Genomic DNA, 18,190 nt, shown 5'->3' with positions numbered 1-18,190 from the left:
ACGTGCTAGACGTCAACTTCTTCGATGAACTCCGGATCGGCCTGGCGACCGCTGAAGACATCCGCCAGTGGTCGTTCGGCGAGGTGAAGAAGCCGGAGACCATCAACTACCGCACGCTGAAGCCGGAGAAGGATGGCCTCTTCTGCGAGAAGATCTTCGGTCCCACCCGGGACTGGGAGTGCTACTGCGGTAAGTACAAGCGTGTCCGCTTCAAGGGCATCATCTGCGAGCGCTGTGGCGTCGAGGTAACTCGTGCCAAGGTGCGCCGTGAGCGGATGGGTCACATCGAGCTGGCCGCTCCGGTTACCCATATCTGGTACTTCAAGGGCGTTCCGTCGCGCTTGGGCTACCTGCTCGACCTGGCGCCGAAGGATCTGGAAAAGATCATCTACTTCGCCGCCTACGTCATCGTCGGCGTCGACGAGGAACTGCGGCACAACGAACTCTCCACCCTCGAAGCCGAGATGGAGGTCGAGAAGAAGAACGTCGCCGACCAGCGCGACGCCGATCTCGAGGCCCGCGCCCAGAAGCTCGAGGCGGATATCGCCGAGCTCGAGGCCGAGGGCGCCAAGTCCGATGTGCGCCGCAAGGTCAAGGACGGCGGCGAGCGCGAAATGCGTCAGCTGCGCGACCGCGCCCAGCGTGAGCTGGACCGTCTCGACGAGATCTGGACCACCTTCACCAAGCTTTCGGTGAAGCAGCTGATCATCGACGAGGTCATCTACCGCGAGCTGCAGGACCGCTACGGCGAGTACTTCACCGGCGCCATGGGTGCGGAAGCCATCCAGAAGCTGATGGAGAACTTCGACATCCCGGCCGAGGCCGAGAACCTGCGCGAGATCATCCGTACCGGTAAGGGCCAGAAGAAGCTTCGCGCGCTGAAGCGTCTCAAGGTCGTCGCCGCGTTCCAGACCAACGGCAATTCGCCGATGGGCATGGTGCTGGATGCCGTTCCGGTGATCCCGCCGGAGCTGCGCCCGATGGTGCAGCTCGACGGTGGCCGCTTCGCGACCTCCGACCTGAACGATCTGTACCGTCGCGTGATCAACCGCAACAACCGGTTGAAGCGTCTGATCGATCTGGGTGCGCCGGAGATCATCGTCAACAACGAGAAGCGCATGCTTCAGGAGTCCGTTGACGCGCTGTTCGACAACGGCCGTCGTGGCCGTCCGGTCACTGGTCCGGGTAACCGCCCGCTGAAGTCCCTGAGCGATCTGCTCAAGGGCAAGCAGGGTCGTTTCCGTCAGAACCTGCTCGGTAAGCGTGTCGACTACTCGGGCCGTTCGGTCATCGTGGTCGGTCCGCAGCTCAAGCTGCACCAGTGTGGTCTGCCGAAGCTGATGGCGCTCGAGCTGTTCAAGCCGTTCGTCATGAAGCGTCTGGTGGATCTCAACCACGCGCAGAACATCAAGTCCGCCAAGCGGATGGTCGAGCGTCAGCGCGCTCAGGTGTGGGATGTCCTGGAAGAGGTCATCTCCGAGCACCCGGTGCTGCTGAACCGCGCGCCCACCCTGCACCGCCTGGGTATCCAGGCCTTCGAGCCGCTGCTGGTCGAAGGTAAGGCCATCCAGCTGCATCCGCTCGTGTGTGAGGCGTTCAACGCCGACTTCGATGGTGACCAGATGGCCGTGCACCTGCCGCTGTCCGCGGAGGCGCAGGCCGAGGCTCGCATCCTGATGCTGTCCTCGAACAACATCCTGTCGCCCGCCTCGGGTCGTCCGCTCGCCATGCCGCGACTGGACATGGTGACCGGTCTGTACTACCTGACTCGCCTCGAAGAGGGCGCGAAGGGCGAGTACCGTCCGGCCGCGAAGGATTCCGCCGAATTCGGCGTGTACTCCTCGCCGGCCGAGGCGCAGATGGCCGTCGACCGCGGTGAGCTCACCGTGCGTTCGCTGATCAAGGTCCGCCTGACCACGCAGCGTCCGCCGAAGGAGATCGAGGCCGAGCTGTTCCCGAACGGCTGGCAGCGTGGTGACGCGTGGACCGCGAAGACGACCCTGGGTCGCGTGGTCTTCAACGAGCTGCTCCCCGCGGATTACGCGTACATCGACGAGCCGATGCCGAAGAAGCGTCAGGCGGCGATCATCAACGATCTCGCCGAGCGTTACCCGATGATTGTCGTGGCGCAGACCGTCGACAAGCTGAAGGACGCGGGCTTCTACTGGGCGACTCGTTCCGGTGTCACCGTCTCCATGTCGGACGTGCTCGTTCCGCCGGAGAAGGCGGAGATCATGGCGCGTTACGACGCGCAGGCCGATCAGATCGAGAAGAAGTACCAGCGTGGTGCTTTGGACCACCAGGAGCGCAACAACGCCCTGGTCAAGATCTGGCAGGAAGCCACCGAAGAGGTCGGTAAGGCGCTGCGCGCGCACTACCCGTCCGATAACCCGATCATCACGATCGTCGACTCGGGCGCCACGGGTAACTTCACCCAGACCCGTACCCTCGCGGGTATGAAGGGCCTGGTGACGAACCCGAAGGGTGAGTTCATCCCGCAGCCGATCAAGTCCTCCTTCCGTGAGGGCCTGACGGTTCTGGAGTACTTCATCAACACCCACGGTGCGCGAAAGGGTCTGGCCGACACCGCGCTTCGTACCGCCGACTCGGGTTACCTGACCCGTCGTCTGGTGGACGTGTCGCAGGACGTCATCGTGCGCGAGACCGACTGTGGCACCGAACGCGGCATCGTGGTGCCGATCGCGGAGCGGCAGGCCGACGGCTCGCTCATCCGTGACGCGCACGTCGAGACCAGCACCTTCGCTCGTACGCTGGCCACCGACGCGCTGGACGCCAAGGGCAACGTCATCATCGAGAAGGGTCACGATCTCGGCGACCCGGCCCTCGAGACGCTGCTGGACGCCGGTATCACCGAGGTGAAGGTCCGCTCCGTGCTGACCTGCACCACCGGTACCGGTGTGTGTGCCACCTGCTACGGCCGTTCGATGGCCACCGGCAAGCTCGTCGATATCGGCGAGGCCGTCGGTATCGTCGCGGCGCAGTCCATCGGTGAGCCGGGTACCCAGCTGACCATGCGTACCTTCCACCAGGGTGGTGTCGCGGGTGACGACATCACGGGTGGTCTGCCCCGAGTGCAGGAGCTCTTCGAAGCTCGTGTGCCCAAGGGCAAGGCGCCCATCGCGGAGGTCTCGGGTCGCGTGCGGCTCGAGGACGACGATCGCTTCTACAAGATCACGATCATTCCGGACGACGGTTCGGAAGAGGTCTTGTACGACAAGCTCTCGAAGCGTCAGCGTCTGCGCGTGTTCAAGCATGAGGACGGTTCCGAGCGTCTGCTCGCCGACGGCGATCATGTGGAAGTCGGCCAGCAGCTGCTGGAGGGCTCCGCGGATCCGCACGAGGTGCTGCGCGTGATGGGTCCCCGTCAGGTGCAGATCCACCTGGTCCACGAGGTCCAGGAGGTCTACCGCTCGCAGGGTGTGTCGATCCACGACAAGCACATCGAGGTCATCGTCCGGCAGATGCTGCGTCGCGTGACCATCATCGATTCGGGTGCGACCGAGTTCCTGCCCGGTTCGCTCGTCGAGCGCGCCGAGTTCGAGAACTCGAACCGTCGCGTGGTCGCCGAGGGCGCCGAGCCGGCCGCAGGCCGTCCGGTCCTGATGGGTATCACGAAGGCGTCGCTGGCCACCGATTCGTGGCTGTCGGCGGCCTCCTTCCAGGAGACGACTCGTGTCTTGACGGACGCGGCGATCAACTGCCGCTCCGACAAGCTGATCGGCCTGAAGGAGAACGTGATCATCGGTAAGTTGATCCCGGCCGGTACCGGTATCAACCGCTACCGCAACATCCAGGTGCAGCCCACCGAGGAAGCCCGCCAGGCCGCGTACGCGGTGCCGTCCTACGACGACACCTACTACAGCCCGGACGGCTTCGGCACCACCACCGGTGCCGCGGTTCCGCTGGACGACTACGGCTTCAGCGATTACCGCTAAGCCTTAGCTGGACAACAGCATTCGGCCCCCGCTCCGATTTCGGAGCGGGGGCCTTTTGTGTTCGCGGGTGTCTCACCTCGGGTTTTTCGTTCACGCCGGAGAGCGATGCGAGTACGCTGCTGATTGCCTGGACCCGGTGATTCCTCAGCGAGAGGGGTTGGTGTGCGAGCTTTTCGGCGTATCCCCGCGGTGCTGCTCGGTGCCGCGCTGCTTTCCGCGACCATGGTGGGGACCGCCGCCGCGGGACCGGGGGACGGGCTCGGCGGGTGTTCGAAGGGCAACGTGCTGACTTCGAATCGGGTGCCGGGGACCGGGAGCGCGGGGCAGAGTGTGCGGCGCACGGCGGAGCTGTGGGAGTGCTCGAGCCCGCTGTTGCCCGGAATCGTGTCCGGGCGGTTCACCGGCGAATTGCCTTGGAACTCTTTCGGTGTCACGACCGCGGCGACATTCACGTGGTCGGATGGGAGCGTCAGCACGGCGACCGGATTGCCGAATACGCTGTGGGCCATCACCTCCGGGCCCGCGACCGGTCATACCGTGCAATTCCAGCTGTCGATGCCGATGAACGGCGACTGGTATTACACCGACAACAGTATGGCGGTCGTGGGCGCGAGGTTCCTGGAGTAGCCGGGGGTCAGTTGCCCTGTTGCGGTGCCGGGAGGGCCTCGAAGGCCGGGCCGAAGGTCTGGGACGCGCCGGGGACGATGGCGTTGGCGTAGTCGAGGGCGGCATCCACCGCCTGTTGCCCGCCGCCCTGCTGCAGGCCGATGGCCGCGCCGATGAGACCGCCGACCACCGCGCCGATGGGTGCGGTGATGATGTCGAAGACGAACAGTCCGGCGGGGAAGCCCAGCAGGAAGCCGATGGCAGCGCCGATGGCCGCGCCCTGCAGGACCGTCGGCATATTGGCCTGGACCACCTCGAAGAAGCGCTGCTGGGCGTCGATATTCCGCAGCGGAGTGGGGGATTCGGCGACGGGGGTGAGGGTCAGGCTCTTGTGATCCGCGCCGATGACCGGGGTGAATTCCAGGTTCTTACCGGCGATGTCGTATTTCAGAGGGACGGTGGCGAGCACGCGGCCGCCGTCGTCGGTGGCGATGACGGCCTGGCCGTCCCAGGTGGCCAGGAAGCGTCCGGCCTGCAGGGTGCTGACGGTGGCGCGCTTATCGTCGGTGAGCGCCACCTGGTAGCCGATGCCGTGATCGGTGCCGTTGATCTGGAGTGGTTGCGCCGGTGTGGGTTCGGCGGTCGCGGTGGCCGGTAGTCCGGCGGCGGACAGTGCGACCGCAGCGGTGAGGCTCAGTAGCACTGGCGCAATGGTCTTGGTTATAGCCATGGTGGTGCCCCTAGCGATTGCGGGCTGCGCGGAGCCCGATGTTTGCCGACGAACGTACCCGGGGGGATGGATAAGCGAAACCCTTTCGTCGCATATGCGCCGTTCCCCACACTCGTGGTGTGCGGAGTTCCGTCGCGAATTCGGCTATCTACCGCGCTATTCCGATTTCCCGGTCGAATTCGACACCGCGTGCGCTATCCGGTCGGCGGCCGCGCGCAGTCGCTCCTCGAGTTCGGGAGAGTCGCGCACCTCGAACGGTACGTTCAGCGAAATAAGCCGCGTCGCAAGCCATTCCGGGTCGTCATCGCGTTCACCCCGGAGCCGGCAACTGTCCGCCCGTGAGGTGTCGAGTTCACCGGGGGTGTCGCCGAGCCGCCCGGCGATCCGATACCCGGGCGCGTGGATGGTGATATCCATCCGATAAGGCGTTGTACCCCAATCGGTTCGGTCTCCTATGACATAGGCGGCGGCGTCCGCGGCGGGCAATTCGCGCGGTGTGAACCGTGCGCCGGTCGGCTGCGGCTTTTCGATTCGGTCGATTCGAAAACTGCGCCAGGCGTCGCGATCCACATCGAATCCGACCAGGTACCAGCGCCGGTGCACGGTGGCGAGGCCATTGGGTTCGACATTGCGGCGGGTTTCGTTTCCCGCGGCATCGCGATAGGCGAAGCGGACGCGTTCCCGGTTGGTGGCGGTGGCGGCCAGTATCGCCAGTACTTCCGGATCGGCGACGGGGCCGTCGCCGCCGAAGGTGGCGGTGGCGGCCCCGATCACCCGTACGCGCCGCCGAAGTTTGTGCGGCAGCACCTGTTCCAGTTTGGCGAGTGCGCGCACCGAGGCTTCCTCGATACCGGCCACGGCCTGTCCGGCCGCCGCGCGCAGGCCGACCGCGATGGCCACGGCCTCCTCATCGTCGAGCAGCAGCGGGGGCAGTGCCGCGCCCGCCGCGAGCCGGTAGCCGCCGGTGACGCCGAGGGTGGCTTCGACGGGGTAGCCGAGATCGCGCAGCCGGTCGATATCGCGCCGCACCGTGCGATCGGTGACGCCGAGCCGGGTGGCGAGTTCGCTGCCCGGCCATTCGCGCGGTGTCTGCAAGAGGGACAGCAGTCGCAGCAGCCGGGCGGGTGTGTCGTTCATGGTTTTCATAATGCCGCAGAACTAGGACGCGAGTGGTCCTAGATGCTTCCTAACGTGGTTCTCGAACGACATATTCGCTACTTCAGGAGCTCACGATGAATGCCATTCGCCCCTTCCGCATCGATATCCCGCAGGCGGATCTGGATGATCTGCGCGAGCGGCTGCGGAACACCCGCTGGTCGGCGCAGACCCCGGGCAAGGGGTGGGAGCGCGGTGTTCCGGTCGACTACCTGCGTGAGCTGGCCGGCTACTGGGGCACCGAATTCGATTGGCGCGCACAGGAAGCCGAACTGAATCGGTTCCCGCAATTCCGGACCGAGCTGGACGGCCTCGACGTGCATTTCCTGCACGTGCGCTCATCAGAGCCGAACGAGGTGCCGCTGCTGCTGGCGCACGGCTGGCCGAATTCGTTCGTGGAGTTCAGCCGCACCATCGGCCCGCTCACCGATCCGCGGGCGCACGGGCTGGATCCGGCGCTCGCCTTCGATGTGGTGATCCCCTCGATCCCCGGTTTCGCCTTCTCCGAGGCCCCTCGCGAGCTGGGTATGACGATCCCCCGGGTGGCGCGCATGTTCACCACGCTGATGGCCCGCCTCGGCTATGACCGCTACGGGGTGCAGGGTGGCGATCTGGGCGCGTACATCGTGCCCGAGATGGCGCTGGCCGCACCGGAACACGTGATCGGCGCGCATATCGACGGTGGCCTCGGCATGCCGACGGCCGATGACGTGCCCGGTATGACGGCGGATGAGCGCGCCGAATGGGATGCCATGCAGGGGTGGATGACCGCTCTGAACCATCACTCCCTGTTGCACGCCGCCCCGCAGACCTTCGCGCACGCCTGGACCGATTCACCGGTGGGGCTGGCGGCCTGGCTGATGCACAAGTTCAAGGATTTCACCCCGCTGGCCGATCAGGTGGAGGACGTCATGCCCCGCGATCTGCTGCTCACCAATATCAGCCTGTACTGGTTCACCAATACGATGGCCAGTTCGTCGTGGCCCATGTTCGATGGTCCGGCCCCGATCGGTTCCAGCTGGCCGCGGGGTCAGCGGGTGGTTCCGACCGGCGTGTACGGCGGCGGTTCGGCCCTGATGCGCCGACTCGCGGAGCGGGACAACGACATCGCGCACTGGCCGTCCGGCAATACCGGCAATCACTTCATCGCGATGGAGGTGCCGGATATGCACGTGGCCGATATTCGCGCCTTCTTCAGCGTGGTTCGCTGAGGGTCGGTTCGTCGGCGATCTCGGCGGGTTCGCCGAGTCGCACGACCACGACACCGGCCAGAATCAGTACGCCGCCGAGCAATTGGATCAGGTGCGGGGTCTGGCCGAGCAGCGCCCACGCGAAGATGATCGCCGCCAGCACTTCGGACAGGGCGGCGAAGGAGGCCAGCCGGGAGCCGAGCGCGCGGGTGGCCGCGATACCGGTGACGTAGGCGAGTGCGGCGGTGATGACGGCGAGCGCGAGCAGCGGCAGCCACCATTGCGTGGTGAAACCATGGAAGGCAACGGGTTTCGTGCTCGCGTCCAGCGGGACGATGCCGATCAGCCCGGCCAGCAGGATGCCGGTGCCGCCGACCAGCAGGCCGCCGGTGGCGAGCACGGTGCCGGGTACGGCGTCGCCCGCACTGCCGGAGAGGATGAAATAGCCTGCCGCGCCGACCATCGCGCCCAGCGCCCACAGGATGCCGACCCAGCTGGTCGGCACCTCGGAGTTCAGGTCGAGCACCAGGATGAGTCCGGCGATGCCGATGAGTGCGCCGAGAATCGTTACGCGGCCGGGCTTTTGGCTGTGCCGCAGCCACAGCCAGGCGATGACGGCGATGGGCGCGGTGTATTCGATGAGCAGGGCGACGCCCACGTCCATATGCGCGACGGCGTTGAAGTAGGAGAGCTGGGCTCCGGCGACCGCGAGCAGGCCGTAGCCGATGAGCAGGGATTTATTGCGGCGCAGCAGCTCCCAGTTCCCGTGCAGCTGGTAGACGGCGACCGGTGCGAGCACGGCCGCGCCGATCAGCACGCGCACGATGACGACCGCGGCGGGACTCCAGCCCGAATCGATGAGCCCGCGCGCGAGTGCGCCGGATAGGCCGAAGGACGATGCGGACAGCGCCGCGAGGAGCAGGCCGTTGCCGAGTCGGCTGCGCACGGGGGTGTCATGTGTCAACGTCGCCATGACCAATGACGCTAAGCGGCGTGTGTGTAATATGTCAACATGCTTTTTGCTGATGACACGGTGGCATCGCTGGCCGCCGCCGTAGATCTGGTGAATTCGGCGGAACCTCCGGATACGATGACCGAAATCGCCCAGTTGAAGGACTTCTTCGTCCGGCACGGCTACACCGGCACCCGCACCGGCGGCGCGGCCGAATTGGCGGCGGTGCGCGCCCAGCGCGCCCCCATGCGCCGCCTGCTCACCAGTGACCGCGATACCGCCGTTCTGCTGGTGAACGACATCCTGGCCGAACATCGCGCCGTCCCGCAGCTGGTCCGCCACGACGACCTCGACTATCACATCCACGCGGTACCCGCCGCCGACCCGCTGCCGGTCCGCATCGCCGTGGAAACCGCCATGGCCATGATCGACCTCATTCGCGCGAATGAACTCAGTCGCCTGGCGATCTGCGCCGACGACACCTGTGAGGGCATAGTCCTGGACCTGTCCCGCAACCGTTCCCGCCGCTACTGCAGCACCGCCTGCGGCAATCGCAATGCGGTGGCGGCGTATCGCGCCCGCCAGCGCTGAAAGTCGCTACGCCAGCCAGGAATTCACCCACGCGTTCCCGATGCGCGCCGCGCGGTCGGGCGGCATGCGCTCAGGTTCGGTGATGACCGAGATGGAGAGTCCGTCGAGCAGGGCCAGCAGTGCCGCCGCGGCATCGGCGGATTCGCTCTCGCGTTCCGGATTCGCCCGGGCCAGTACGCGATTCAGCAGTTCTTCGGTGCCCTGCCACTGTTCCCGGTGCAGCGCCGCGATCTGCGGATCATGGGCTGCGCGCGCCGCCAGCGCGAACCAGACCCGGGAGAGCCGATGGTCGTGGGCCGGGGTGAGCAGCAGTTCGGTCAGCTTGCGCAATTGGTCCGCCGGGGCCATATCGGCGATCCCGGATGCGGTGAATCGGCGCGCGGCATGTTCCCGGACGTACAGCCAGACCGATTGCAGCAGATCGCTTTTGGTGGCGAAGTAGTACTGCACGGTGCCGATGGACACCCCGGCGCGGGTGGCGACATCGCGAATGCTGACGCCCTCCATACCGTTCTCGGCGATGGCGTCGGCGAGGCGTTCCAGCAGATCGCCGCGCCGATCGGCCTCGCGGCTAGTAGCGGCCATGACGTCCTCGCGAGCCTCGGTAGTACCGCCACGCCTGCGCCCCGGCCTGCTGGGCGAGCGCGAGTGGTTCGCGGCGTTGATCCCCGCGTGCGGCCCGGTCGGCGACCGCCGCGAAGAACAGCAGCAGCAGTCCGATGCCGCCCACGCCGAAGTACAGTGCGTCGCCGATCATGCCGACCAACAATCGCGCCGAATCATGTTCCTCGCCTTCCAATCCCGGCATGATGACGCCGATCTGCAACCAGTGCAGGCCCTCCGCGATCAGCCAGGCCAGCGCGCCGAGCAGCAGCGCCGCCCCGGCGACCGGATAGCGCCGCAGCATGCTCACTCCGGCCACGAGCGTACCGGCGGCCAGGGTGAGCACCGCGATCTCGCTCACCTCGAACAGCAGTGGCGCGCTCACGCCCGGACCTCCCGCCGCAGTCGCACGGCAACGAGTAGCAGTAGCCAGGCTCCGGCGAGGAACAGGTTGCGCAGTCCCGCACCGAATTCCATCCGCTCGGTCATGCCGTGGGTTCCGCCGCCGCCGAACCACATGGCGCGTTCGGTGAGCATGCCGATGCCGGAGCCGAGCAGTGCGAGCACCGCGGCGATGAGCGCGTAACCCAGTGCGGCCCCCATGCGCCGCCGGTAGTACAGCACCAGTCCGGCCCCGACCACCGGCGCGCAGAGGCCGAGAAATTCGATGACGCGAAGCATGATCACACCCCTCTCATACGACTGTATGGGTCGAACCATACGCTCGTATTACAGCTCGGGCAATGGGTCACCCGGCGGGAAACGACGACGGGCGCGGGAACGGGATGCTTGTTAGCGTGCTCCGAACGCTCTACAAGTCCAATGGGGTTCTCCGGAGACAATGACTATGAATACGCAAGCGGCCCTGCGTCCTTACGATGTGGTGCTGGTCGGCGGTGGGATCATGAGCGCGACACTCGGCATCCTGCTCAAACATGTGGAACCGACCTGGTCGATTGCGGTGTACGAGCGATTGCCCGAACTCGCGGCGGAGGCGTCCGCACCTTGGAACAATGCCGGTACCGGGCATGCCGGACTGTGCGAACTCGACTACACACCCGAGAATCCGGACGGCGGTATCGATATCGCCGAGGCGATCCGCGTCAATGAGCATTTCCAGCAGAGCCGGCAATTATGGGCGTCGCTGGTCGAGGCCGAAATAGTGGGTAAGCCGGACACTTTCATCAATCCGGTGCCGCATATGGCCCTGGTGCACGGCACCGACGATGTGGACTATCTGCGGCGCAGATTCGAAACCCTTTCCGCCCAGCCGCTTTTCAGTGGAATGCGGTTCAGCGCCGAATCCAAGACCATCGAGGGCTGGGCGCCGCTGCTCACCGAGCGCCGCGGCCTGTACGAACCGTTCGCGGTGACCCGCGATGTCACCGGCACCGATGTCGATTACGGTTCGCTCACCCGGCAGATGTTCGCGCACCTGGAGGCGTCCGGGGTGGAGATTCATCGGCGGTGCGAAGTCCGCGGGATGCGCAAGAACAATGACGGCTCCTGGCAATTGCGCATTCACCAGTTCACCGATAACGATCGCCTCACCCGCTGGGTGGATACCCGATTCGTCTTCGCGGGCGCGGGCGGCTGGGCGTTGAAACTGCTGCAGAATGCCGGACTTCCGCAGGTGCAGGGCTACGGACTGCTTCCGGTGAGCGGGCGATTCCTGCGCTGCGACAATCCCGAACTCGTCGCCCAGCATCATGCCAAGGTGTACGGCCGGGCCAAGCGCGGGGCGCTGCCGATATCACTGCCGCACTTGGACACTCGCGTGATCGACGGTAAACGCGCGCTGCTGTTCGGGCCCTATGCCGGGGCGAATCCGAAACTCCTGAAGCATGGTTCGATGCTGGATACCGCGGCCTCGCTGCGCTCGCACAATGTGGGTTCGCTGGCCTCGGTGCACAAGGGCGATTCCGGGCTGATCCGGTTGCTGCTGACCCAGATGACCGCCACCCGCGGCCGAAAGATGGCCGTACTGCGCGAGTTCGCGCCCGCCGCCAATAACGGAGACTGGACCATGATCAAGGCCGGGCAGTACGCCCAGCTGGTCAAGCGCGATGCGAACGGCAGGGGTGTACTGCGATTCGGCACCGAGGTGGTGTCCTCCGCGGACGGCAGTATCGCGGGGGTGCTGGGCGCGTCGTCCGAGGCGTCCTCGGCGGTGTCGATCCTGCTGGATGTGCTCGAGCGGTGTTTCCCGCGCTACCGCGGATTGTGGACGGCGTCGCTGCGCGATCTGATCCCCTCGCTGGGGCAGAGTCTGGCCGCGGATACCCGGCTGGCGCGGCACACCATGTCGCGGACGGCGGAGGTGCTGGGGCTGGTGGCCCCGGACAATCTGCCGTGACCATGGACAACATCGCCCCGCACCCGGTATAGAAATTGGAACACGTTTCAATTTCTGTAGGAGATGCGATGGACAGCGCCACCATGGGCGATCTGGTGATGGCCGGATTCAAAAAGCTCGGCTTCATCCAGTTCACCGGGATCGAGGCGGTGGAATTCGCCAGCGGCCGCAATGCGGTCGCCATGGCTCCGCGCCCCGAACACCTCAACCACAATGGCGATATCCACGCCGCCCTGCTGTTCGGCCTCGCCGAAACGGCCGCCATGGGCGCGTCCATCTCCGGCATCGTCGACCTGATGGGCGAGACCTTCATCGTCGCCCGCGACGGCCGCATCACCTATCTGGCCCGCGCCAAGGGCGAACTCGGCCCGTTCACCGCGACCTCCGTGCTCGACCCGGACCTCGTCGCGAAAACTCGCGCGGATATCCAGTCCCACACCGAAATCGAACTCGAGGTCCCGGTCACCATCACCGACAGCACCGGAAAGGCCGTAGCCTCGGCTGCTTTCACCGCCGTCATCCGCCCCCGCCGCAAGTAGCAGCCCCGCCCTTCATCGTTAGCGGATCAGCGCTCGCTGTCCAGCATGGCCATTTGGGCTTCGGCGTAGCGGCCACCGGCGACCTGATCCGCGGGAACCGCCGCCTCGATCGCGGCCAGTTCCGCCTCGGACAGCTGGATATCCACGGCCGCAACGGCTTCGGTCCAGCGTTCGGGACGGCGCGCGCCGATGATCGGCACGATGTCCGCACCGCGCGAGAGCACCCAGGCGATGGCCAGTTGCGCCACGCTCACCTGGTGCGCCGCCGCGATCTCGGCGAGCGCCTCCACCAATCGCAGGTTGGCGGTGAGGTTCTCGCCCTGGAAGCGCGGGCTGTGTGCGCGGAAGTCGGTCGGGTCGAATTGCGCTCCGCCGCGCAGGGAATCGCTGAGCAGGCCGCGCGAGAGCACCCCGTACGCGGTGATACCGATGCCGAGTTCCCGTGCGGCGGGCAGGATTTCCTTCTCGATACCGCGCGTGACGAGCGCGTACTCGATCTGCAGATCGGCGATCGGGTGTACGGCGGCGGCTCGGCGCAGCGTCTCCGCGCCCACCTCGGACAGGCCGATATGCCGAATGTATCCGGCCTGCACCAGCTCCGCGAGCCCGCCGATGGTCTCCTCGATCGGCACGTTCGGGTCCAGCCGCGCGGGGCGGTAGATATCGATGTAATCGGTGCCGAGCCGCTGCATGGAGTACGCCAGGAAATTCCGCGTCGCCGCGGGCCGGGTATCCACCCCGCCGAATTCGCCGCCCGGTCCGCGCAACGCCCCGTACTTCACGCTGAGCAGCACGTCTTCCCGCTTGCGCTCGGTCAGCGCCTGCCGAATCAGCGCTTCGTTATGCCCCATCCCGTAGAAGTCGCCGGTGTCGATGAGGTTCGCGCCCGAGTCGATGGCCGCGTGCACGGTGGCGATCGAGGTCGCCTCGTCACTGGCCCCGTACATTCCGGACATTCCCATGGCCCCGAGGCCGATGCGCGAAACGACGGGCCCGGTCGTGCCGAGCTGAACGGTGCTGAGGTTCTTGGTCATGCCACGAGCCTGCGCCCCGAATCCGAGGATCGGGAGAGGACCGCTCATCCAGGGATCGTCGGTACCTGGATAGGTGGGCGCGGACGCGGGAGAGTGGGGGAGTGAATCGCGACGAATTAGCCGACTTCCTGCGGCGGCATCGAGAGGCCCTGCAACCGGCCGCCGTCGGATTGCCCGAGGGCCCGCGGCGTCGCACGCCGGGACTGCGCCGCGATGAGGTGGCGATGCTCGCGGGCATGTCGACCGATTACTACACGCGGCTGGAGCAGGCGCGCGGGCCGCGACCGTCCACGCAGGTGCTGGCCGCGCTGGCGCGGGCGCTGCGGTTCACCGATAACGAGCGTGATCACCTGTACTACCTGGCGGGGCAGCAGCCGCCCGCGCGCGGCGGCGATACGCACGTGGGGCCGGGCATTCTGCACGTGCTCACCAAACTCGATGACACGCCCGCCTGCGTGGTCTCGGACCTCGGCGAGTTCCTGGTGCAGAACCGCATGCACACGCTGATCTCCGGTGACTATTCGCAGCGGCGCGGCCTGGACCGCTGTGTCCCGTGGCTGTGGTTCACCTCCCCGCCGGAGCGCGAGAAGTTCCCCGTGGAGGATTGGGACACCATGGCCCGCAATCACGTGGCGGGCCTGCGCGCCACCGCCGCGGCCCGCTCCGGCGATGCCGACGTCACCGAGCTGGTGGCTCGATTGCGTTCCGCCAGCGTCGAATTCGAGGCACTCTGGGGCGAGCACGAGATCCGCGACCGCTCCGGCCACAACAAGCGCATGATCCACCCCGAGGTCGGCCTGCTGGACCTGGTCTGCGAACCCCTGCTCACCCCCAGCGCCACTCGCCGCCTCCTGGTCTACTACCCCAAGCCGGGCACCGACACCCAGGAAAAGCTCGACCTGCTCCGCGTCATCGGCACCCAAACGCTCACGCTCTGAACGACTTTCACGCATTCGGCCCCGGACCGTACGGTCCGGGGCCGAATCATGGTGCGGGGCAAGCGTTCAGCAGCGTCGTTTGCGTGGCTTCAGATGCAGCGGCGGCAGCGGCGGTGCGGGGATGCGCTGGTCCGGGGTGTGGCCCTCGATATCCGGGAAGCGCACGAGATCGTGTGCCTCCCAGGCGTTTCGGGCGTCCTCGATCTCCTCGTGGCTGCGCGCCACGAAGTTCCACCACATGACCAGGTCATCGGCGAAGGGTTCGCCGCCGACCAGAATGGCGTGCCCGCCTGCGCCGCTGGTGAGCGGCAGTTCGGTGCGATCACTGCCCAGGTAGAACAGGCTTCCGGGGGTGACCTCGGTGCCGTCGGCGGTGATCGAACCCTCGATGACCAGCAGCGCGTGCTCGAATTCGGGGTTCAGCGGCAGTGTCAGGTCCGCGCCCGCGTCGACGTTCAGGTCCGCCCCGACGATCGGGGTGTATGCGGTGGCGGGCGAGGTGTGCCCGGCCAGCGAGCCGATCAGCACCACAGCGTGCAGCCCGTCCAGCTTGAACTCCGGCAGATCCCGATGCTGTTCGAAATGCGGTGCGACACCGGCGCTTTCCCGCGGCAGCGCGATCCACAACTGGAGTCCGGCCCCCGATTCGTGCCCGGCCACCCGATATTCCGAATGCGCGATCCCGCGCCCGGAGGTCATCAGGTTCAACTGTCCCGGCCGGATCTCCACATCCGAGCCGACACTGTCGCGATGCCGGATGCGCCCGTTCAAAGGCCAAGTGACGGTTTGCAATCCGATATGCGGATGCGGATCGATATCGTGCCCGTCCGGATGCGCCTCGGACCCGGATCCGAAATTGTCCAGGAAGCACCACGCGCCGACGGTCGGCAGATCGCGCTGCGGCAGCGACCGGAATACGGTCACGCCGCGCACGCCGCCGAGCGGCACCTCACGGGAGGGGAAGAAGACCGCGCGCGGACCGGGTCGCCCGGAGGCCTCGCACAGCGATTCCTCCGGATGCGATTCCAGGTCACTCATCGTTTGATGCCCTTGCCGACCACGTGCTCATCGTAGTCGGGGTGCTTGTCCAGCCAGGCTTTGATGAACGGGCAGCGCGGCACGATGACGCGCCCGCGCGCGATCACATCCTCGATGGCTTGGCGGGCGAGCACGCTGCCCAGGCCCTTGCCGCCGAACGCGGGATCCACCTCGGTGTGGATGAAGATGGTGTCGTTATCGCGCTCGCGGTATTCGGTGAAGCCGGCGAGCGAGTTGCCGTACCAGACTTCATAGCGGTGTTGCGAGTCATTGCGGACGACGGTCGCCGCCACGGCTTGTTCGCTCATTGTTCAGTTCTCCTTTCGTACCCGCACCGGATGCTTGCTCATGATCGATACCCGGTTGAAGGCGCCGATCGTGGTCGCGGCCCAGATGAGGACGGACACCTGGTCATCCGACAGGTGTTGCCGCGCAGCAGCATACTGAAGTTCGATGGCCGCTTCGCCCGGTAGCGCGGTGACGGTTTCGGCGAGGACGAGCGCGGCCCGCTCCTGGTCGGAGTAGAGGTGCGGGCTACGCTCCCAAGCGTCCAGTACGGCGAGTTGCTGGGTGGTGACCCCGGCCTCCCGCGCGGCCCGGAAGTGCACATCGAGGCAGTAGGCGCAGCCATTGAGCTGGGAGACGCGCACGTTCACCAACTCCATCACCGCCCGGCCGAGATCGACTGCGGCAGCGGCGTTTCGCACGGCGGCGGCCACACTGTTGAGCGCGTGAAAGACCTCTGGTGTCTGTTTGTCTATCCAGACACGGTCATGGGATACGAGCGACTGCATAGTGGAGGCATCGTATGCCGCGAAGCTGAACCCCGCCCTCCGGTTCGGCGATCACGGCCTGTGATTCTGAATTGGGGCGTGTTCGGAATACCGGGCGGCCTGCCGAGGTTGCGACACCGCAGAATGTCGATCACGAATCCCGGAGCGGCCATGAGCCCAACAGCGAGCGATGGTGCGCGGGTCCGCACCCGCGTACGGATACCGCTGACCTTCGCCGACGGCTACGCCACCACCGCCGAGGCCGTCACCTTCGACGGTCTCGGCGACGGACGCGAACACCTGGCACTGATCCTGGGCGAGGCGGGGGACACCCCGCTGGTGCGACTGCATTCGGAGTGTTTGACCGGCGATGTCTTCGGGTCCGCCCGCTGTGACTGCGGACCGCAACTGCGCGAGGCCGTGCAGTTGATCAGCGAGGCCGGGGGCATCCTGCTCTACCTGCGCCAGGAGGGCCGCGATATCGGGCTCTACAACAAGCTGGACGCCTACGCGCTGCAGGACGGCGGCCTGGACACCTATCAGGCCAATGCCGCGCTCGGCCTGCCCGAGGACGCCCGCGACTACACCGCCGCCGCGCAGATGCTCGGCGCGCTCGGCGTCGGCGAATTGGATCTGCTCACCAACAACCCGGAGAAGGCGCGCCAGCTGACCGAACTCGGTGTGCGGCTGCGCGATACCGTCCCGACCGGTGTGCATTCCACGCCGGACAACCTGCGTTACCTGCGCGCCAAGGTCGACCACACCGGCCACACCATCAGCCTCGCGGGCTGAGTGGCCCAAATGCGTTGAGCCCGTCACCTTTCCGGTGACGGGCTCGATTCGTTTCATGCTCCTGCGGCGGGCGTGCTCAGGTCGTGCGGGTGAGTTCCTGATCGGCGATCGGAGCGCATGCGAGCACGGTGCGCCAGTCCGGTCCCGGAACGCCCTCGTAGTGGGCGATCTTGCAGTCCAGTACGGCGACAGTCTGTTTCAGCTCCTCGATCTGGGCGAGCACCTCCGCGCGGGTGTGCCGGAACATGTCCAGGCGTTCGGGGAAGGTGTGCTCACCCGCGCGCACGAGTTCGGCGTAGCGCACCATATCGGCCACCGACATGCCGGTGCGCCGCAGTTTCCCGATGAGCGTGAGCCAATCCAGATCGCGATCGTTGAACCGGCGCTGCCCGGCGTGATCGCGGCCGACGTAGTTCAGCAGGCCGATGCGCTCGTACCAGCGCAGGGTGTCCCGGGTGAGCCCGCTGCGCTCGGACACCTCACCGATCGAATAGCGCGGCCGCTCGTACTCGGGGCCGTGCTGAACCGACGCCTCCAACGATGCTGCTGTACCCATCGGCCCGCCCTTCCGTGCTCGAATCCCGCCGCCGGGGCGCTCGCCCCGATATCGACGCTAGCGACTTGGAGTGCACTCCAAGCAAGCTCATTCTGCCGGAGATCGCTCCGGCGTGCCGGGGTGCGAGGTTCGTTTCCGCACTGAATAGCCGCCCATACGCGCCTACGCTGGGGGCATGGCAAAAGACATTGATCGGGTGCGGGCGCGCTCCGCGCTGGAGACCGTGAAGGAACAGCCGGTCATCGCGGCCATCGCCGCTCTGCCGGTGGTCGCGGTATTCGGCGTCGTGTGGTGGCTGCTCGGGTTCTTCCCGGCGCTCCTGCTGCTGCTCGTGGTGGGCGGCGTAGTGGTGTGGCGGGGCAAACTACTCGGCTAGCCGAC

Annotated in this window: 20 protein-coding genes; 9 read left to right on the top strand and 11 right to left on the bottom strand. The window is 66.4% G+C overall.

Annotated elements, in window-relative coordinates:
- Positions 1 to 2: 2 nt before the first annotated feature.
- Positions 3 to 3,956, top strand: a complete 3,954-nt coding sequence (locus AB0L82_RS28360; RefSeq protein WP_364642788.1) for a DNA-directed RNA polymerase subunit beta' — start codon at positions 3 to 5, stop codon at positions 3,954 to 3,956.
- 162 nt (positions 3,957 to 4,118) lie between these two features.
- Positions 4,119 to 4,583 carry a hypothetical protein gene (locus AB0L82_RS28355; RefSeq protein ID WP_364642785.1) on the top strand — a complete coding sequence of 155 codons (465 nt, stop codon included), beginning with the start codon at positions 4,119 to 4,121 and terminating at the stop codon, positions 4,581 to 4,583.
- Between the two features lie 7 nt (positions 4,584 to 4,590).
- Here AB0L82_RS28355 and AB0L82_RS28350 read toward each other — a convergent pair whose 3' ends face one another.
- A complete protein-coding gene (locus AB0L82_RS28350; protein ID WP_364642782.1) occupies positions 4,591 to 5,292 on the bottom strand; it encodes a hypothetical protein in 702 nt (233 codons plus the stop codon).
- Positions 5,293 to 5,448: 156 nt separating this feature from the next.
- Positions 5,449 to 6,429 carry a YafY family protein gene (locus tag AB0L82_RS28345; RefSeq protein ID WP_364642779.1) on the bottom strand — a complete coding sequence of 327 codons (981 nt, stop codon included), beginning with the start codon at positions 6,427 to 6,429 and terminating at the stop codon, positions 5,449 to 5,451.
- A 95-nt stretch (positions 6,430 to 6,524) separates the two neighbouring features.
- Between AB0L82_RS28345 and AB0L82_RS28340 the strand changes: the two genes are divergently transcribed.
- Positions 6,525 to 7,658 (top strand): epoxide hydrolase, encoded by a 1,134-nt coding sequence (locus AB0L82_RS28340; RefSeq protein ID WP_364642776.1) that lies wholly within the window; start codon positions 6,525 to 6,527, stop codon positions 7,656 to 7,658.
- Here the strand turns inward: AB0L82_RS28340 and AB0L82_RS28335 are convergent.
- Positions 7,642 to 8,610 (bottom strand): DMT family transporter, encoded by a 969-nt coding sequence (locus AB0L82_RS28335; RefSeq protein WP_364642773.1) that lies wholly within the window; start codon positions 8,608 to 8,610, stop codon positions 7,642 to 7,644. The genes AB0L82_RS28340 and AB0L82_RS28335 overlap by 17 nt on opposite strands.
- 39 nt (positions 8,611 to 8,649) lie before the next feature.
- On the opposite strand from AB0L82_RS28335, the gene AB0L82_RS28330 reads away from it, so the two are divergent.
- Complete coding sequence (locus AB0L82_RS28330) at positions 8,650 to 9,180, top strand: CGNR zinc finger domain-containing protein (RefSeq protein WP_364642770.1); 531 nt, start codon at positions 8,650 to 8,652, stop codon at positions 9,178 to 9,180.
- Between the two features lie 6 nt (positions 9,181 to 9,186).
- Here the strand turns inward: AB0L82_RS28330 and AB0L82_RS28325 are convergent, their stop codons facing one another.
- Genes AB0L82_RS28325 through AB0L82_RS28315 form a run of 3 tightly spaced genes read right to left on the bottom strand, consistent with a single transcriptional unit; the run spans position 9,187 to position 10,470 of the window.
- Positions 9,187 to 9,765 (bottom strand): TetR/AcrR family transcriptional regulator, encoded by a 579-nt coding sequence (locus tag AB0L82_RS28325; protein ID WP_364642767.1) that lies wholly within the window; start codon positions 9,763 to 9,765, stop codon positions 9,187 to 9,189.
- Positions 9,752 to 10,168 carry a hypothetical protein gene (locus AB0L82_RS28320; protein ID WP_364642764.1) on the bottom strand — a complete coding sequence of 139 codons (417 nt, stop codon included), beginning with the start codon at positions 10,166 to 10,168 and terminating at the stop codon, positions 9,752 to 9,754. The genes AB0L82_RS28325 and AB0L82_RS28320 overlap by 14 nt, the downstream gene beginning before the upstream one ends.
- A complete protein-coding gene (locus AB0L82_RS28315) occupies positions 10,165 to 10,470 on the bottom strand; it encodes a hypothetical protein (RefSeq protein ID WP_364642761.1) in 306 nt (101 codons plus the stop codon). Before AB0L82_RS28315 ends, AB0L82_RS28320 begins: the two co-directional genes overlap by 4 nt.
- A gap of 160 nt (positions 10,471 to 10,630) precedes the next feature.
- On the opposite strand from AB0L82_RS28315, the gene mqo reads away from it, so the two are divergent.
- Both mqo and AB0L82_RS28305 read left to right on the top strand, forming a co-directional pair.
- Positions 10,631 to 12,139, top strand: coding sequence for a malate dehydrogenase (quinone) (gene mqo, locus AB0L82_RS28310; protein ID WP_364642758.1), 1,509 nt, complete (start codon positions 10,631 to 10,633; stop codon positions 12,137 to 12,139).
- Positions 12,140 to 12,207: 68 nt separating this feature from the next.
- Positions 12,208 to 12,678 carry a DUF4442 domain-containing protein gene (locus tag AB0L82_RS28305; protein WP_364642756.1) on the top strand — a complete coding sequence of 157 codons (471 nt, stop codon included), beginning with the start codon at positions 12,208 to 12,210 and terminating at the stop codon, positions 12,676 to 12,678.
- A gap of 26 nt (positions 12,679 to 12,704) precedes the next feature.
- Here the strand turns inward: AB0L82_RS28305 and AB0L82_RS28300 are convergent, their stop codons facing one another.
- Positions 12,705 to 13,712: an aldo/keto reductase gene (locus AB0L82_RS28300; protein WP_364642993.1), complete on the bottom strand. Its 1,008-nt coding sequence runs from the start codon at positions 13,710 to 13,712 to the stop codon at positions 12,705 to 12,707.
- Positions 13,713 to 13,813: 101 nt separating this feature from the next.
- On the opposite strand from AB0L82_RS28300, the gene AB0L82_RS28295 reads away from it, so the two are divergent.
- Positions 13,814 to 14,650 (top strand): helix-turn-helix transcriptional regulator, encoded by an 837-nt coding sequence (locus AB0L82_RS28295; protein WP_364642753.1) that lies wholly within the window; start codon positions 13,814 to 13,816, stop codon positions 14,648 to 14,650.
- A 66-nt stretch (positions 14,651 to 14,716) separates the two neighbouring features.
- Here the strand turns inward: AB0L82_RS28295 and AB0L82_RS28290 are convergent, their stop codons facing one another.
- The 3 genes from AB0L82_RS28290 to AB0L82_RS28280 are packed head-to-tail and all read right to left on the bottom strand — an operon-like array spanning position 14,717 to position 16,482.
- A complete protein-coding gene (locus AB0L82_RS28290) occupies positions 14,717 to 15,688 on the bottom strand; it encodes a pirin family protein (protein WP_364642750.1) in 972 nt (323 codons plus the stop codon).
- A complete protein-coding gene (locus AB0L82_RS28285; protein ID WP_364642747.1) occupies positions 15,685 to 15,996 on the bottom strand; it encodes a GNAT family N-acetyltransferase in 312 nt (103 codons plus the stop codon). Before AB0L82_RS28285 ends, AB0L82_RS28290 begins: the two co-directional genes overlap by 4 nt.
- 3 nt (positions 15,997 to 15,999) lie before the next feature.
- Positions 16,000 to 16,482 (bottom strand): carboxymuconolactone decarboxylase family protein, encoded by a 483-nt coding sequence (locus AB0L82_RS28280; RefSeq protein ID WP_364642744.1) that lies wholly within the window; start codon positions 16,480 to 16,482, stop codon positions 16,000 to 16,002.
- A 150-nt stretch (positions 16,483 to 16,632) separates the two neighbouring features.
- Between AB0L82_RS28280 and ribA the strand changes: the two genes are divergently transcribed.
- Entirely contained in the window at positions 16,633 to 17,253 is a 621-nt protein-coding gene (ribA, locus tag AB0L82_RS28275) for a GTP cyclohydrolase II (protein WP_364642741.1), read from the top strand.
- A 76-nt stretch (positions 17,254 to 17,329) separates the two neighbouring features.
- On the opposite strand, the gene AB0L82_RS28270 is transcribed toward ribA, so the two are convergent.
- Positions 17,330 to 17,809 carry a MerR family transcriptional regulator gene (locus tag AB0L82_RS28270; protein WP_364642738.1) on the bottom strand — a complete coding sequence of 160 codons (480 nt, stop codon included), beginning with the start codon at positions 17,807 to 17,809 and terminating at the stop codon, positions 17,330 to 17,332.
- Between the two features lie 175 nt (positions 17,810 to 17,984).
- Here AB0L82_RS28270 and AB0L82_RS28265 point away from each other — a divergent pair, with 175 nt between their 5' ends.
- Positions 17,985 to 18,185 (top strand): hypothetical protein, encoded by a 201-nt coding sequence (locus AB0L82_RS28265; RefSeq protein WP_364642735.1) that lies wholly within the window; start codon positions 17,985 to 17,987, stop codon positions 18,183 to 18,185.
- Positions 18,186 to 18,190: the final 5 nt, after the last annotated feature.

It is taken from the genome of Nocardia sp. NPDC052001 (genome assembly GCF_040680615.1).
GTDB lineage: Bacteria > Actinomycetota > Actinomycetes > Mycobacteriales > Mycobacteriaceae > Nocardia.
Note: the sequence above shows the minus strand (reverse complement) of the source record. Positions and strands in the feature narration are given on the sequence as shown.

Coding starts and splice junctions, on each gene's coding strand:
- AB0L82_RS28330 (WP_364642770.1), top strand. CDS start 8,650: ATGCTTTTTGCTGATGACACGGTGGCATCGCTGGCCGCCGCCGTAGAT.
- ribA (WP_364642741.1), top strand. CDS start 16,633: ATGAGCCCAACAGCGAGCGATGGTGCGCGGGTCCGCACCCGCGTACGG.
- AB0L82_RS28340 (WP_364642776.1), top strand. CDS start 6,525: ATGAATGCCATTCGCCCCTTCCGCATCGATATCCCGCAGGCGGATCTG.
- AB0L82_RS28270 (WP_364642738.1), bottom strand. CDS start 17,809: ATGGGTACAGCAGCATCGTTGGAGGCGTCGGTTCAGCACGGCCCCGAG.
- AB0L82_RS28290 (WP_364642750.1), bottom strand. CDS start 15,688: ATGAGTGACCTGGAATCGCATCCGGAGGAATCGCTGTGCGAGGCCTCC.
- AB0L82_RS28325 (WP_364642767.1), bottom strand. CDS start 9,765: ATGGCCGCTACTAGCCGCGAGGCCGATCGGCGCGGCGATCTGCTGGAA.
- mqo (WP_364642758.1), top strand. CDS start 10,631: ATGAATACGCAAGCGGCCCTGCGTCCTTACGATGTGGTGCTGGTCGGC.
- AB0L82_RS28335 (WP_364642773.1), bottom strand. CDS start 8,610: ATGGCGACGTTGACACATGACACCCCCGTGCGCAGCCGACTCGGCAAC.
- AB0L82_RS28265 (WP_364642735.1), top strand. CDS start 17,985: ATGGCAAAAGACATTGATCGGGTGCGGGCGCGCTCCGCGCTGGAGACC.
- AB0L82_RS28345 (WP_364642779.1), bottom strand. CDS start 6,429: ATGAACGACACACCCGCCCGGCTGCTGCGACTGCTGTCCCTCTTGCAG.
- AB0L82_RS28300 (WP_364642993.1), bottom strand. CDS start 13,712: ATGACCAAGAACCTCAGCACCGTTCAGCTCGGCACGACCGGGCCCGTC.
- AB0L82_RS28285 (WP_364642747.1), bottom strand. CDS start 15,996: ATGAGCGAACAAGCCGTGGCGGCGACCGTCGTCCGCAATGACTCGCAA.
- AB0L82_RS28350 (WP_364642782.1), bottom strand. CDS start 5,292: ATGGCTATAACCAAGACCATTGCGCCAGTGCTACTGAGCCTCACCGCT.
- AB0L82_RS28305 (WP_364642756.1), top strand. CDS start 12,208: ATGGACAGCGCCACCATGGGCGATCTGGTGATGGCCGGATTCAAAAAG.
- AB0L82_RS28280 (WP_364642744.1), bottom strand. CDS start 16,482: ATGCAGTCGCTCGTATCCCATGACCGTGTCTGGATAGACAAACAGACA.